Origin of the sequence: Methylotetracoccus oryzae (assembly GCF_006175985.1) — a bacterium.
Taxonomy (GTDB): Bacteria; Pseudomonadota; Gammaproteobacteria; order Methylococcales; family Methylococcaceae; genus Methylotetracoccus; species Methylotetracoccus oryzae.
In genome coordinates, this window is the sequence record NZ_SRSH01000004.1 from 119,709 (window position 1) to 134,287 (window position 14,579).

A 14,579-nucleotide genomic window follows, 5' to 3' on the forward strand; every position below is an offset into this window, starting at 1 on the left:
ACTTGTCGCTACCGATGTCTTCCCCCTCTCCGACTCCCACCGTACCGGCCGTTCGCACCGATGACCGCCGACTGCGGCGCTGGGGCATCGGGGCCGTATTGATCATGTTCGGCGGCCTGGGCGGCTGGGCCGTGCTCGCCCCGCTCAGCAGCGCGGCGCTGGCGCCCGGCCTGATTGCGGTCGAGCGCTACCGCAAGACCGTCCAGCATCTGGAAGGCGGCATCGTCAAGACGATCGACGTCCGCGACGGCGACATCGTCACGCAAGATCAGGTACTGGTCACGCTGGACAGCACCCAGGCCAAAGCCCAGCTGGAAGTCGTGCGGGGGCAGTACCTGATCTCGCTGGCGCGTGAGGCGCGGCTGCTGGCGCAGCGGGACGGACTCAAGCAGGTCAAGTATCCGTCCGAACTGATGCAGAACGCGCACGACCCACGCGCCGAGGAATCGATACGCGTGCAGACGCAGACATTCAATGTCCGCAAATCGGCCCACGAAGGCGAGATCAGCCTTTATGAACGCCAGATCGGCCAGCTGCGACACAAGGCCCACGGACTCGAGTCACAGATCGGCAGCCACGAGCGGCTGGTGCGCTCCTATGAGGAAGAGCTGAAGGATTTCCAGTCCCTGCTCAAAGAGGGTTACGCGGAGAAGCAGAAGGTCCGCGACCTCGAGCGGAATCTCGCGAACACCGAAGGCCAGCGCGGCGAACTGATGTCCGACCTGGCCGCGACCGAACTGCAGATCAGCGAGACCGAGCTGAAGATTTTGCAGCTCAAGAAGGAATTCCAGCGCGAGGTCGCCAAGGAACTCAGCGAGGTGCAGGCGGCCTTGTTCGAACTGAAGGAAAAGCTGCAGTCGCTGCAGGACACGGTGGCACGCACCATCATCAAGGCGCCCGAGCCGGGCATGGTGCTGGGGCTCGCGGTGCACACGATAGGCGCGGTGATTCCACCCGGCGGGCGGCTGCTGGACATCGTGCCGCAGAACGAGAAGCTGATCGTCGAGGCGCGGCTGTCACCGCTGGACATCGACCGGGTGCGGGTCGGACAGATGGCGGAAGTGCGGTTCAGCGCCTTCAAGTCGCGCAACACGCCCAAGATCGAGGGCAAGCTGATCGCCGTCTCGGCCGACCGTCTGGCGGACGAGAACGGTGCCACGGAACAGGACCGCGCCGGCTACTACCTGGCCCGTGTCGAGATCACACCCGAGGGGCTGCAGGATCTGGCGCGGCAGAATCTCGACCTGCTGCCCGGCATGCCCGCGGAAGTGCTGATCAACACCGGCGAACGGACCCTGATGGAATACCTGATCGACCCGATCCGGGATACCTTCGCGCGCTCGCTGATCGAGGACTGAGCCATGGTCGGCGCGCGACGTCTGATTCCGGTCCTGTGCCTGCTGGGCGCCGCCGCGACCGGGGCCCGGGCGGAATCCCTGCTCGAACTGTACCGCATCACGCTGGACAGCAACCCGATCCTGAAGGGCAAGGAATTCGCGCTGGACCAGGCCAAGGCGCAGCAGGACCAGGCACTCAGCAAGCTGCTGCCGCAGTTGATGGCGACCGGCAGTTACCAGAAGGTCGACTTCCGGCAGAGCCTGCAGCGAGGCCCCCAGAACCTGCCCGACAACCGCGATTTCAGCGAACAATACTGGGGTAACCAGGGCTCGATTCAGGCACGGCAGGCCTTGTTCGATCTGCCGTCCTACCTGCGGCTGCAGGGCGCGGAAGCCTTCACACTGCAGAGCGAGAACGAGGTCGACGCGGTGCGCATGGCGGTCGCCTACGATCTGGCGGACCGTTATCTGAACGCGCTGCTGGCCGACGCGGACATCAACTACGTGGTCGCCGAGAAGGAATCGGTCAAGGAAAAGCTGGAGCAGATGCGCTACATGCAGGAACGGCAGATGGCCACCGTGACCGACCTGTATCAGGTGGAAGCCTATTTCTCGGCCCTGATCACGCGCGAAATCGAGGTCAACAACGCCAAGGCCGTCGCGCTCGAAAAGCTCCGCGAGACCACTGGTGTCGGTGTCAGGAACGTTTCGCCGCTGGTGCAGGAGCGCTTCACGCTGATGTCCGGCCAGATCGACGACTGGGTCCGCGATGCGCTGCATTTCAACCCCAAACTGACGGCGCTCTCTCACGCGATCGAGGGCTCGTCGAAAATGGTCTCGGGCAGTCAGGCCGAGCACTTGCCCAGCGCGAATCTGGTCGCTTCCCAGACCTACTCGAACCTGGGTTTTCAGGATCGCCGCTTCCCGCCCTATACCTCGGCATCCGTCGGCGTGCAGATCCAGGTCCCGATCTATTCCGGCGGCGGCACGCAGGCGCGCGTTCAGGAATCGGTGGCGCGCTGGAATCAGATGAAGGAACAGTACGAGCAGCAGCGGCGCGAGATCGAGAAGGAAACGCGGACCGCGTTTCTCGATGTGATGGCCAGCCATGCGCGGATCGAATCGACCAACCAGGAGGTCATCGCCCGCGCCAAGGCCGTCGACGCGCAGTACAAGGCCTATGACCTCGGCACCACGACCATCGTCGACGTGCTCGAGACGCGGCGCTTGCTGCTGCGCGGACGGGTGGAGCAGGCGCGCGCCCGTTACGATTTCGTCCGCGCACTGATCGCGCTGCGCATGTGGTCGGGCAGCCTGCATGACCCGGAAATCGAGGCCATCGGCAACTGGTTCGTCAGCAAACCGCAAGCCGCCCCGGCCGGCAAGCCGGACAAGTCTTGAGATCCGTCCGCACAACGCGCCGGCGCGCCGGGCTCGCCGCCATCGCACTCGCCGCCACCTTCGCCACCTGGGCCGCGGAGGAACTCGCGATACCCGCCACTCCGTCGGCGCGCGCGCTGCCCGGCATCGTCGGGCACGACGACCGCGTCCCGCTCGATTCCACGGCCTGGCCCTGGCAGGCGGTCGGTCGCGTCAATCAGGCCGGCGGCCGTAGTCATTGCACCGGCACGCTCGTGGCACCCGACACCGTCCTGACTGCCGCGCACTGCGTCTATAGCCGGCTGGCCAGCCGCTGGCTGGAACCCGGGGAGATCGTGTTCGTGGCCGGTTTCCGCCGCGATACGGATGCGGGCTATTCCCGCGGCAAGACCATCCGGCGCTCGCCGCAGGCCGATCCGACGGCGGTCACCGCCGACAGCATCGCGCATGACTGGGCGCTGATCACCCTCGAAACCCCGCTACCGGTCCGGCCGGTCGAGGTTCGTACGCTCTCTCCCGCCAAAGATGGGACGGTCGCGCTGGAGACGGCCGGCTATGCCCAGGACCGGCCCTATCTGCTGTCCCTGGACGACGGTTGCCGGATACGCGAGCGGGCGTTCGGTGGGAAGGTGCTCGTGACCGACTGCGACAGCACCCGCGGCGACTCCGGCGCCCCGCTGCTGTGGCGGGACGGCGACACCGTCCGGGTGGTCGGCGTCTTTTCTGCCGCCACGGAAGCGTCGGCCAAAGCCGCCGGCAGCTTCGCCGTGGACGCTTCCGCGTTTGCCGATCAGCTTCAACTGCGCTGACTGCCCCCTCTCGGGCACCGATCCGCCGGGCGCCACAAGACGGCGTAGCCCGCACCCTCCATTCCGAGACCCGTATGCTGCATCAGCGCGGCCTGTCGCCAATTTAGCGCGAGGTCAAAGGGCGGACGGGCAACTGAGGCGCGAATCGATGCTATGGAAGACACGACAGGCATCGACGATGGGCTCGCGACCGGATGCATTCGCATCCCCCGCCACGATACTCCCCTTCAGGATCTCGAGGACCGCATGATTGTCCAGATCACGCCTCGCCTGCAGCATCAGGGCGATCAGCCCCGAGACATGGGCGGTGGCATACGAGCTGCCGGTTACGAAGCTATAAGTGTGGTTCGGTAAGGTCGTCAGGATCTCTGTTCCCGGCGCCGCCACGGAGTGCGGCGCCACGGCAGCGGCGGGGGGTACGCTTCCAGCGGAGCGCACCGCGATCACGCCATCGACTGACGCGGGGAAGTCATCCCGAGAGCCATCCGGCGGCACGGATGCGACGAACGTGATTCCCTGCGCCAAGCCCTTCTTGATCAGCAGTTCCAACAGCGGATCGCCGGGACCGGCGAGACTCATGTTGACGATGCGCACGTTTTTCTGGATTGCGGTATTCAGCGCTTGAGCCAGCGTGAAGGTGTCGCAGACGGAGGCGGGACGGTTCGCCTGTTCAGGCCAACAGGCTTTCAGCGACAAGACCTTGGCGTCAGGGGCAATGCCAACGATCCCGGTCCGGTTATGGTCCTGTGCCGCGATGATCCCGGCGACGGCTGTGCCGTGGATATCTGCGACCGAGGTGTCCTCATGCGCCGTGAAATTCTTCGAATCGGCGATCTGCTCCACCAGATCAGGATGACTGACATCGACCCCGGTATCGATCACGGCGACCTGCACGTTCGCGCCGGTGGCAAAGGGGTGTACGTCCGCCACGCGCATCGTCTTCAATGCCGGCTGCAGGCGGGAATATGGATCGGACGCGACCTCCGCCAGCGTCCGGAAGGTGCGCATCCGCTCCACCAGTGCGACACCGTCCTCCCGCTGCAGACCCTCGATGGCCACTTCGACCGAACGGCCCTCAGGGACACGATAGACCACACAATGCATGCCCAAAACGGGAATAGGCCATTGATCCATCTCCGCTAGGGCATGCCTATCCCGCAGATCGCCCGCCTCACGCACGCCCCAGGTGGAACTGCCGTAGTGGCCGCGGCGGCGGTAGCCGTTGGTGCTGTCCCCACTGGGGATGCGGCCGATGCTGCCATCGGGGAATGCCACCAGGATCCGTCGTTCCTCATCCGCGGGCGGACGAGGAGCCGCGGGCCCCGACAACGAATCCGCGCAGGCGAACGACCACCCGAGCGCGAAACCCAGGGCGAGCGCGCCCCGGATAGCTGACGTTGTCGTTCTGGAAATCATCGCGACACTCACCACACGCGGTTAGGGCAGCGGCGGCGCCGCGGGTTCGGCAAATGCAACCTGTGGATTCATTCGCAGCCGAGCCGCCGCCTGCGTCACCGCGCTGGCGTCGCCATCGATTCTTATCGTGTAGACGCCCAACTCCGAGGGCCCATCGACGATCTGCCCGCGCACCGAATTCACCAGCGCGTCTATCCGGCCCGGATCGGACCCGGGTTCGAATACCACGTGGAGGTTGCGATCGGACCCGGACACGACCGCCTCCCTGCTCCCAAGGGTCCGGTAGTCGGCGGAGCGCATTGCGACCCCGTTCCACCCCAACAGCGCGATCGCCAGGAACAGGCCCGCAGCCGCTGCCATCGGTGCATGTGGCAACCAGGCGAACGAAATCCACCCGAAGCGAGGTTCTTGGACCGGCCTGGCACTCGCGCGGACATGATCGGCACACACCTCGGCCTGTTCCTGCTCCAATCGCTCGATCGACGCCATCAGGCTGTCGAGCGCCGCGCGGCGGATGACCGGCACCGGCATGTTGCGCAAGCTATGCCGCAAGACCTCGAGACGGGCGAGTTCCGCGCGACAGGCTTCGCACCGGCATACGTGCTGATGCACTCGGCGTTGTTCTGGGGACTTCAGACTGCCGTTTGCATACCAGGGCAGCAGCAGGACCGCCTCGTCGTGCCGTATGCTGGAACCGAAGAATCGCTGAATTACGCGGTGGACACACATTCGGAAAGGCTCCGGCTTTCGGCCAATTCGGGGAACAGCGACTTCAGCTTCCGGCGCGCATGAAACATCCGGGTTTTCACGGTGTTTTGCGGGCAACCCAGGATCTCCCCGATCTCCTCGTAACCCAAACCCTGCACGCAGGTCAGTTCCATGACCGCGCGCTGTTCCGGGGAAAGCAGTTCCAGCGCGCGATCCAGCCACTCCTGAAGTTCATAATCACGAAGCCCGGCGCAGTGCTCGCACGGCAGAAAGGGCTCCGCTTCGTCGAGATCGATGTGCTGCGCTTCGCCCCCCCGGGCTCCGGCCAGTTTCAGCCCCTTGTTGTACGCGATGCCGAGGATCCACGTGGATACCTTCGAGGTTCCGTTGAAAGTGCCAGCCTTCTGCCACACGACCATCATTACGTCGTTGACGATCTCTTCGGCGTTCTCGGCGCCACGCGCAATGCGGTACACGAAACGGGAAACATAGTCAGCGTAGCGGCCATACAGGACGCCGAACGCCTGTTTGTCACCCTGCGCGACGCTGCGAATGAGTTCTTCATCGCTCGGATCCTTTGGTCTGCCTTGGCTCATGTGGGACCTTGGTGGGTTGGCAGGTGACAACGGGAGCGCTGCATTGCATGCATGCGCGTCGACGCCGGCCTGACCCCCAAATCGGCAACAGGACACACTTTGCCACCCGCCAACGGCGGCGACTCACCACAGACCGACACACGCTCAGGGATTTGTGTTTCTCTCATCTTCAATTTTCTGTGAAGGTTGGCAATCAAACACCGATGAGGGGTCATACCGCCTTTCAACACCTCTGGGACGCAGAAAGCAAATGGTGCGCCATACCGACCATATAAGAAATTTTTCGTTACCTTTCAATATCTTTAATTCATATTATCGGATCGGAACGGCCCCCGCGTGTAAAGCGATCAGACACCTCGCTCGAGTCAGAGCGGGCGTGCGCATCTGGAGTTCATCAGCGCCCTGGGCGAACGAAAACCCGCTGAAAAGGCACCGTGGCTCCGCCAAAGCCAGGCCGCTCGAGAGTTCCATGGGCACAGGCGGCAATGTGGGCGCCTAAAGTCGCCCGAAGCCAGGACGCCACGTGGCCGCACCAGCCCGCACCGGGTCGCCCCATAGGCGCTCTGCACCCGATTTTTTTTCGGCTGTGTTGAACCATTACTGATGCCAGCGGGATAGAGAGCGTGTAGGGGGAAGCCGCAATCCCTTTGAGACGCAACCTGGAGAACGTAAGTAATGAAGATCAACAGAGTCGGGCTGCTTACCAGCAACCGACCCCCCGCCGAACACGTCCTGCGCGACGTCAATGAAGCGCCCGAACGCTTGCTGGGCAAGGGATACATCCTGAAAACCGCAAACAGGCGCGCCGTGTCGGCAGCGCTGGCGGGACTGGCGGGTGCGCTCACGATGATGGCAGGCCCAACGGACGCCGCCATTCTCAGTGTGCCGACCGGCGCGGAGCAGCGCAGCCCGTTGTTCGGGGCAACACCGTTCAAGGCGCGTATCGTGCTAGTCGAGGAGTTCGGCACCAGCGACTACACCGGCATCGAGGCACCGGCGATCGACCCGAAAAGCGGCGCACCCGCCACGCTGGGCCTGCCGGAAGCCGTGGCCACCTTCGGCTTTGACCTGGACCCGTGTCATGGTACTCCGCGACCCAGCGCCCTGGACGACATCATCAAGATGACCGGGTTGTACCCGCTGCCGGGAGAACTGGCCAACGAGGAACTGCAGGCGGGGGGCGGCTTCAAACATGGCAACCCTTGGCAAGCTCTGATCAAGGACTGCCTCGGCGGCGATGACCCGCTCATCGCCGAAATGGACATGCCGATGGACGGCCGTCCTTGGGGTGAGGACTTCAAACATCAGCGCTGGAGCGAGTTTGCACCGAAGAAGTTCTTTCAGGCCATCATGGCCGGCGCCCGCACCAGCGGTGGTGCCCGCGACCGCTATCAGTCACATGGGTATGGCAAGGACCTCATCGGCTTCAGCGAGTTCGGTCCGAATGGCTTGTACCACAACACCGTAACCTCGCCCTACGCGCCCGGTGTGGACAGCCCTCTCTGGGCAACACCCAAGGATGCCCCGGCGACCGTCGAGGGCACCTATATCAAGGCCTTCGAGGGCACGACCAAGGGCATTCCGGTCAGAGTCAATCCCTTGAATCCGAACTGGCCGATCCAGGACCCCAACTCGGTCTGGACCTTCGACGGGACGATACCGCTGCATCTGTTGATGGCGCGCTACGCCGAGCCGATCCTGTTCCGCCACCATAACGCGCTGCCCATCGTCAACGATGTTAGCTCGAACATGGGTTTCGGCACCCACACCATTTCGACCCATGCCCACAACATGCACAACCCGGCCGAGAGCGACGGCTTCGCGGGGGCATGGTTCTATCCCGGTCAGTTCTACGACTACCACTGGCCGCTGGTTCTGGCCGGTCACGACTCCATCAACACGGACGCGACCGACCCACGGGCATCGACACCGTGCACGCCGGGCGAAGCCTTCAACGGCGTGACTTGCCCGGCGACCGGCATCATTAAGGTGCCCGGCGATTTCCGGGAGATCCAGAGCACGCTGTGGTTCCACGACCACATGGAGGACTACACCGCGCAGAACGTCTATAAGGGCAACGCCGCGGTCATGAACATCTACAGCGGTATCGATCGCGGGAACGAGGACTTCAACTGCCGCACGACCGCCGAGCCGACCCTCAGTGAGACCAATCTGAACCTGTGCTTGCCGAGCGGTACCGCGAAAAGCTGGGGCAACCGCGACTACGACGTGAATCTGGTAGTTGCCGACAAGGCCTTCGATGCCAACGGTCAGCTCTGGTTCAACCCGCTGAACAAGGGCGGCTTCCTCGGCGACGTGATGACCGTGAACATGGTCTACAAGCCCTACATGGACGTGCGATCCCGGCGTTACCGTTTCCGCATCCTGAACGGCAGTGTGTCGCGCTACCAGAAGATCGCGGTCGTCGACCAGAATGGCGTGCAAGTGCCGTTCCACCTGATCGCCAACGACGGCAACATCATGGAGCATTCGGTCGCCTTCCCGAACACCGAAGCCGGCACCGGCTTGCCGACGCAGTCCATTGCCGAGCGCTACGACATCATCGTCGACTTCGCGCCGCTGTACGCCAAGGGCATCCGCAAAGTCTACCTGGTCAACCTGATGGAGCACGCGGTTGGCGACGGGCCGAAGGCGCCGGTCACGCTCGCCCAGGCCTGGAATGCCTTCAACGGCAACAACAAGACGGGCTACAACGGCGCGGACTTGGCGATCGGCAAGTTCATGGAGTTCCGCCTGCGCCCGATGCCGGCCGGTCTTACCGACAAGAGCATGAACCCGGCGCTGTACACCGAGACGGTGGTGGACGCGGTGACCAAGAAAACCGTACCGGGCAGGGTCATGCTGCCGATGCCGACCTTCACGGCAGCGGAACTGGCCGCGGCCAAGCACCGGACCTTCGTCTACGGCAAGAAGCCGGACGCGCTCAACGACGGCACGAAGCCGTGGACGCTGGCCACCGACGGCGGCGTGGGCCTCAACGCCGATCTGGCCCGAATATCGGCTGCGCCGGTCAAGAACTCGGTCGAAATCTGGCATCTGAAAGGCACCTCCGGCGGCTGGTCGCACCCGGCGCACATCCACTTCGAGGAAGGCCAGATCATCAACAAGCGCAATGCGGCCGATACGGGGAACATTGCAGTACCGAGTTGGGAGCGCTTCGGCCGCAAGGACATGTATCGTTTGGGGGCCGAAGTGAACTCGGCGGGGCGCATCGATATTGCGATCCGGGTCCGCGACTTCACCGGAAGTTACGTGGAACACTGTCACAACACCCAGCATGAGGACAACGCGATGCTGCTGCGCTGGGACAGCGAGAATGCCGACCATGCCTCGTGGGTGCGCACGCCTCACCCGGAATGGGACGGCCCGCACTACGACGAGGTGCACAACGGCCTGCCCGGGTCGACCTACAAGCTGCCCACGGCCGACACCGGCAGCAAGACCACGACCGAAGCAAAGAACTTCGCGCTGCCGGCCGCGTTCGGCAAGCCGCGAGCCAACACCGGCGTCGCGCCGAAGTGATGGGAAGGGCCACACGCTCATGACCATCAACGCGCGTATCAAGGCGGCGGGTCGGGCGGCGAAAGCCGGCCTGATCCTGCTGGCGGGTCTCGCGGCGAACCTGGGGGGCAGCCCGGTCTGGGCTGTCCCTGCGGGCTCTCCCTGGGGCGCAAACTATTTTCCGAACGTGGAACTGGTCGATCAGGACGGCCACACCGTGCGGTTCTACGACGACCTGATCAAGGACAAGGTGTTCGCGATCAACTTCATCTACACCCGGTGCACCGCCAGTTGCCCGATAGAAACCGCCGCGCTGCGCAAGGTGGCGAAGGCGCTGGGCGAACGGATGGGTCGCGATATCTTCTTTTACACCATCAGTATTGACGGGAACCGGGATAACCCACAGGTGCTGAAGGAGTACGCGAGCCGCTTCAATACCGGACCGGGCTGGACTTTCCTGACTGGGCGTAAGGAGGACGTGACGCGGATCCGCGAAAAGCTTGGTATGTACCGCGAAGACGGCAAACCCGAGAAGGAACTCGGCGAGCACAGCATCGTGATCCTGATGGGCAACGAGCGGGGCGGACAATGGATCAAGCGCTCGCCGTTCGACAACCCCGAGGCGCTGGCGCGCATCCTCGACACCCGCATGCTGGCCCGCCGCGGGACGTCCGGCAAGTCGGAGGTCACGGCCCACGCGGCGGCGGTCATGCCCGCCTCTCCCGGTGAAGAACTGTTCCAGTCGCAGTGCGCGAACTGCCACAGCCTCGGCGCCGACGATAACCTGGGGCCGGGCCTGGCCGGCGTGGTCCAGCGGCGCGACCGCGGCTGGCTCAAACGCTGGCTCAAGGAACCGGACCGGATGATCGCAGGGAAGGACCCGACCGCGCTGGCCTTGTACGATCAGTATCGACAGGTGCCGATGCCGAATCTGAAGCTCAGCGACCGCGAGATCGACACGCTGATCGCGCTGATGGAACAGCACCCATAAGGGCGGATTCATCCCCACCTGCCGTAGCTTACCGCGGATGCGGCAGACGCCTTATCCGCCCTACAAATTTGCATCATCGGTAGGGTGGATAAGCCAGCCCTGGGCGAAGCCGAAGGGCGCAGCGCATCCACCGACAGTGCCCTACGATTGAGCCGTAGGGTGGATAAGCGCAGCGCATCCACCACCTTTGAAAAACGGGGCGATCGCCATGAGCCGTTACCGCCGCGTGTTCGTGCCGGGCGGCACGTACTTCTTCACCGTCGTGACACATGGGCGGCACCCATGGTTCGCGGATGACATCCACATTGCGTCTCTGCGTGACGCCTTCCGGCGCGTGCGCCAATCCCATCCCTTCGCTATCCACGGCATCGTCGTGTTGCCCGATCACCTGCATTGCATCTGGCGCCTGCCCGATGGCGACGCCGACTACCCCGCGCGTTGGCGGGAAATCAAAAAAGCCGCATCGGCACGCATCGATCCCGTGTCCGACGCCCGCCGCGAACGTCAGGTTTGGCAGCGACGCTATTGGGAACATGCGATCCGTGACGAAGCCGACTGGCGCCGGCACCTCGATTACATCCATTACAACCCGGTCAAGCATGGTTTGGCCGCGCGGCCGGCCGACTGGCGGTGGTCCAGTTTCAAACGGGCCGTTGCACAGGGCTGGTATGAGCCCTCGTGGGGCGCCAGCGAGCCGACCGACATCGCCGATCTCGATTGCGAGTAAGCCCGACCCCGAGCGCGCGGATGCGGCTAACGCCTTATCCGTCCTACAAATCACCAATCGGTAGGGTGGATAAGCGCAGCGCATTCTGATGGAACAGCACCCGTTAGGGCGGATTCATCCCCGCCTGCCGGAGCTTGCCGCGGATGCGGCTAACGCCTTATCCGTCCTACAAATCACCAATCGGTAGGGTGGATAAGCGCAGCGCATCCACCAAGCACCATCGCGGCCGGGCGCACAGCCCAACGCGCGGATGCGGCTGACGCCTTATCCGCCCTACAGCTCCGGATGTGCAAGCCACCACCTCCCCCTATCGCAGCCACTCTGCCGCCGCGTTTTCCGGCGTTCGAAAAAATTATTTTTCGCAACCATGAACCTGAAGCGCCAAGTCGCGAATACATGGTTTCGATAACGCTGGATTATCGATGAGCGGATGAGTGAACGAGAGGGGCCGTGGCGGCCATGATCGTCAGGTGAACAACCCGAACCTGCCAAGCAGATGAGCCGGTTCAAGCAGCAATTGATGTAGCGGAGAGAACGAATACATGAAGACCTTCGAATTGTCCAAATTGGCCGTGTCGGTCTCGCTGGCACTGGCCAGCGGGCTGGCCTGCGCCGAACTGCGCGATCACGGCCCGGTCAACCGGACCAATTTCTTCCCCGACTGGTACCGTGATGCCGACGGCCTGGCGATGGGTCAGTGCATCAACACCGACGATGCCGGCAACGGGCCGCTGTGCCTGCTGGCAGGCGTCGACCCGAACGGGTTTCCGGGCAACTTTGGCGAGGAAGGCTTCTACGCCACCGCCGACGTCACGATCCCGCTGACCGGCGGCAATTTCCACTGGATGGGCCATCTGGAAATGGCCTATCTGACCGCCAACGGCGCACCGCCGGCCACACGCACCGCGGCGAGCGCGGCCAATGAAGTCGTCTTCTCCCGCGAGCGCATGATATTCGACGTGCCGGCCGGCTGCGCGGGCCACTACACCGTCCGCACGCCCTTCAAGGTGCATGAGTTCGATCTGGACGTCGGCCGCCGCGCCCTGTTCTACACTGACGACATCGCGCCCATCTCGGGTGATTTCGAAGGCGCGCTGAAGGGCCATACGGGCCCGTTCCTGGTTTGGGATCACGTGGGCGCGAACGACGCCCCGGCCAGCGCGGCCAACCCGGCCATCACGATGCCTCAGCCGGCCGGTCCGGCGCGCAAGTACGTCGGCGACCCCAACATCCCGCACACCTTCGTTGGAAGCACCCTGCCGGCGGGTCCGGGACATGAGGACAAGGGATTCAACAACTACGTCGAAGTCATTCCGCCGAGTTACTGCGACCTGGGCGCCGGTGTCGGCGTGCCGATGTTCGAGGAAAATGCGGCCGTTTCAGGCCTAATCTGGGATGCTCCCATCGCGGATCCGGTGCAGATCACGAAGGCGGCCTACACGCGCAATCCGACGGCCGTGGGTCTGGATGTCTGGGTCTCCGGCCCCAAGAACCAGAATCTGGTGCTCACCGCGGCGGACAACCAGACGCAGCAGGTCCCCAGCATCACGCTAAAGGAAGAAACCAAGGCGGGGGCCAAGACCGGCACCTACCATGCCCATCTGGAATTCCCGCGCGGCGGCACCTTGCCCGCGCAGGTCGCCGTGACAAACCTGACCAGCAACCCCCAGTCCCGCGACCTCGCCGCCGTCGTCGATGCCGTCGTCGTCACCAAGTCGGAGTTCAATCCGCAAACGAACACGCTATGCATCGCCGCCCACTCCGGTGACGAAGACAGCACCAACCCGCTGAGCCCGAATCCGCTGAGCCTGGAAGCACCCGCCTATGGCGCCTTCGGACCGGCGACGGGCTCCTGTGCCGGCGGACCGGGCGACGTGGTATTGGAGAGGAACCTGAGCGATTTCGCTCCGGACCAGCGTTTCGCACCGGAAGGCATTCTGGTTTCGTCCAGCAAGGGCGGCAGCGAGCGCAGCCAGCCGGTCGTCCTGGCCACCGGCAACAGCTCGGAAGCGCAAGTTTCCCAGACGGCTTCGGGTAGTGCGATCGATATCCTCGGCACGGGGGCAACCGTCCTTCCGTTGACTGGCGATCCGAACCAGCGCGTGGTCATCGTCAGCCAGCCGGAGATTGGCAGCGTCTACCGCGACCCCGCGACCGGCGTCGTCAGCTATGCGGCCGTGGAAGGCATGCAAACGTCGGTACAGAAGTTCTTCTATGCGTTTCAGGACGCTTCGAGCGGCGTCGTATCGAACGTGGCCGAAGCCTTGTTGAACGTGACCCAGAGCGTGGCACCGCCGGTCGGCGTGGCCGATGCGCAGGGCGTGTTCCGCACCAGCACCGGCGCGACGATCAACATCCTCAACAATGACGTCACCGGCGTGACGACGACACCGATCGACCGTACCAGCGTGGAACTCGCCCCGCTCGCCGGCTACACGCTGGGCGCCGGCGGCAAATCGCTCACTGGCCCACGGGGTACTGTGACAGTTCAGTCTGACGGCTCGCTGCGCTACGTGCCGGCAGGCCAGGGCGGGACCGCCAACAATACGGCATTCACCGTGCAGTACACCGTGGGCAACACTTCCGGCAATGGCCGCCGGTCGGCTCCGACCACTGTAACCATCGTGTTGAAGTCCGCGACTGAAGCGATCGCCTTCCAGCGCGTCCGCTTCGGCAACGCCTGGGATATCCGCTTCACCAGCACCTACGCAGGCGCCGCAGGAGCAGTGACACTGGCGCCCGCGGCAACTTGCCGGCTCTACGCCAGCACCGCGGCCTACGCCAACGGCACGGGCACCCCGCTCGGTACCGTCGGCAGCGCAACGCCCGGTGCAGGCACCAATGCCTATGTCGTGACGGGTGGATCGCCGGTTCCGGCCGGCAACACCTGGGTCATGGGTTGCACCACGACCAGCGGCGGTCGCGGCTCGCGCACCGGCACGCTGTAACGCAGCCCCTCTCGAAAAGCGAAGCGCTCCGCCGGCGTCACGGGATGCCGGCGGTCTTCCTAAGGGGATTATCGAGGGTTTGGGGCCAGCCATAACCGGCCGGCCCGGAGCCCTTTTTTTTTTTGCCGCGAGACTGCCACGGCAT

General features: G+C 64.1%; 10 protein-coding genes. 7 read left to right on the plus strand and 3 right to left on the minus strand.

Going from position 1 to position 14,579, the window contains the following annotated elements; genetic code table 11:
- Nucleotides 1–14: 14 nt before the first annotated feature.
- From BWR02_RS05755 to BWR02_RS05765, 3 genes are read left to right on the plus strand one after another with little or no spacing between them, the layout of a single operon-like run.
- Nucleotides 15–1,358 (plus strand): HlyD family type I secretion periplasmic adaptor subunit, encoded by a 1,344-nt coding sequence (locus BWR02_RS05755; protein WP_139556799.1) that lies wholly within the window; start codon nucleotides 15–17, stop codon nucleotides 1,356–1,358.
- 3 nt (nucleotides 1,359–1,361) lie between these two features.
- Nucleotides 1,362–2,738: a TolC family protein gene (locus BWR02_RS05760; RefSeq protein ID WP_139556800.1), complete on the plus strand. Its 1,377-nt coding sequence runs from the start codon at nucleotides 1,362–1,364 to the stop codon at nucleotides 2,736–2,738.
- A complete protein-coding gene (locus tag BWR02_RS05765) occupies nucleotides 2,735–3,526 on the plus strand; it encodes a trypsin-like serine peptidase (RefSeq protein ID WP_162560039.1) in 792 nt (263 codons plus the stop codon). Before BWR02_RS05760 ends, BWR02_RS05765 begins: the two co-directional genes overlap by 4 nt.
- A 114-nt stretch (nucleotides 3,527–3,640) precedes the next feature.
- On the opposite strand, the gene BWR02_RS05770 is transcribed toward BWR02_RS05765, so the two are convergent.
- Genes BWR02_RS05770 through BWR02_RS05780 form a run of 3 tightly spaced genes read right to left on the minus strand, consistent with a single transcriptional unit; the run spans nucleotide 3,641 to nucleotide 6,246 of the window.
- Nucleotides 3,641–4,942, minus strand: a complete 1,302-nt coding sequence (locus BWR02_RS05770; protein ID WP_139556802.1) for a S8 family serine peptidase — start codon at nucleotides 4,940–4,942, stop codon at nucleotides 3,641–3,643.
- Nucleotides 4,943–4,963: 21 nt separating this feature from the next.
- Nucleotides 4,964–5,671: an anti-sigma factor gene (locus BWR02_RS05775; RefSeq protein ID WP_139556803.1), complete on the minus strand. Its 708-nt coding sequence runs from the start codon at nucleotides 5,669–5,671 to the stop codon at nucleotides 4,964–4,966.
- A complete protein-coding gene (locus BWR02_RS05780; protein ID WP_139556804.1) occupies nucleotides 5,653–6,246 on the minus strand; it encodes an RNA polymerase sigma factor in 594 nt (197 codons plus the stop codon). Before BWR02_RS05780 ends, BWR02_RS05775 begins: the two co-directional genes overlap by 19 nt.
- 675 nt (nucleotides 6,247–6,921) lie before the next feature.
- Here BWR02_RS05780 and BWR02_RS05785 point away from each other — a divergent pair.
- The 4 genes from BWR02_RS05785 (at nucleotide 6,922) to BWR02_RS05800 (ending at nucleotide 14,434) form a co-directional block, all read left to right on the plus strand.
- Nucleotides 6,922–9,789 carry a multicopper oxidase domain-containing protein gene (locus BWR02_RS05785; protein WP_139556805.1) on the plus strand — a complete coding sequence of 956 codons (2,868 nt, stop codon included), beginning with the start codon at nucleotides 6,922–6,924 and terminating at the stop codon, nucleotides 9,787–9,789.
- Between the two features lie 19 nt (nucleotides 9,790–9,808).
- Nucleotides 9,809–10,759: an SCO family protein gene (locus tag BWR02_RS05790; protein ID WP_162560040.1), complete on the plus strand. Its 951-nt coding sequence runs from the start codon at nucleotides 9,809–9,811 to the stop codon at nucleotides 10,757–10,759.
- Between the two features lie 208 nt (nucleotides 10,760–10,967).
- Nucleotides 10,968–11,486 carry an REP-associated tyrosine transposase gene (locus tag BWR02_RS05795; protein WP_139556807.1) on the plus strand — a complete coding sequence of 173 codons (519 nt, stop codon included), beginning with the start codon at nucleotides 10,968–10,970 and terminating at the stop codon, nucleotides 11,484–11,486.
- 542 nt (nucleotides 11,487–12,028) lie between these two features.
- Complete coding sequence (locus BWR02_RS05800; RefSeq protein ID WP_139556808.1) at nucleotides 12,029–14,434, plus strand: hypothetical protein; 2,406 nt, start codon at nucleotides 12,029–12,031, stop codon at nucleotides 14,432–14,434.
- Nucleotides 14,435–14,579: the final 145 nt, after the last annotated feature.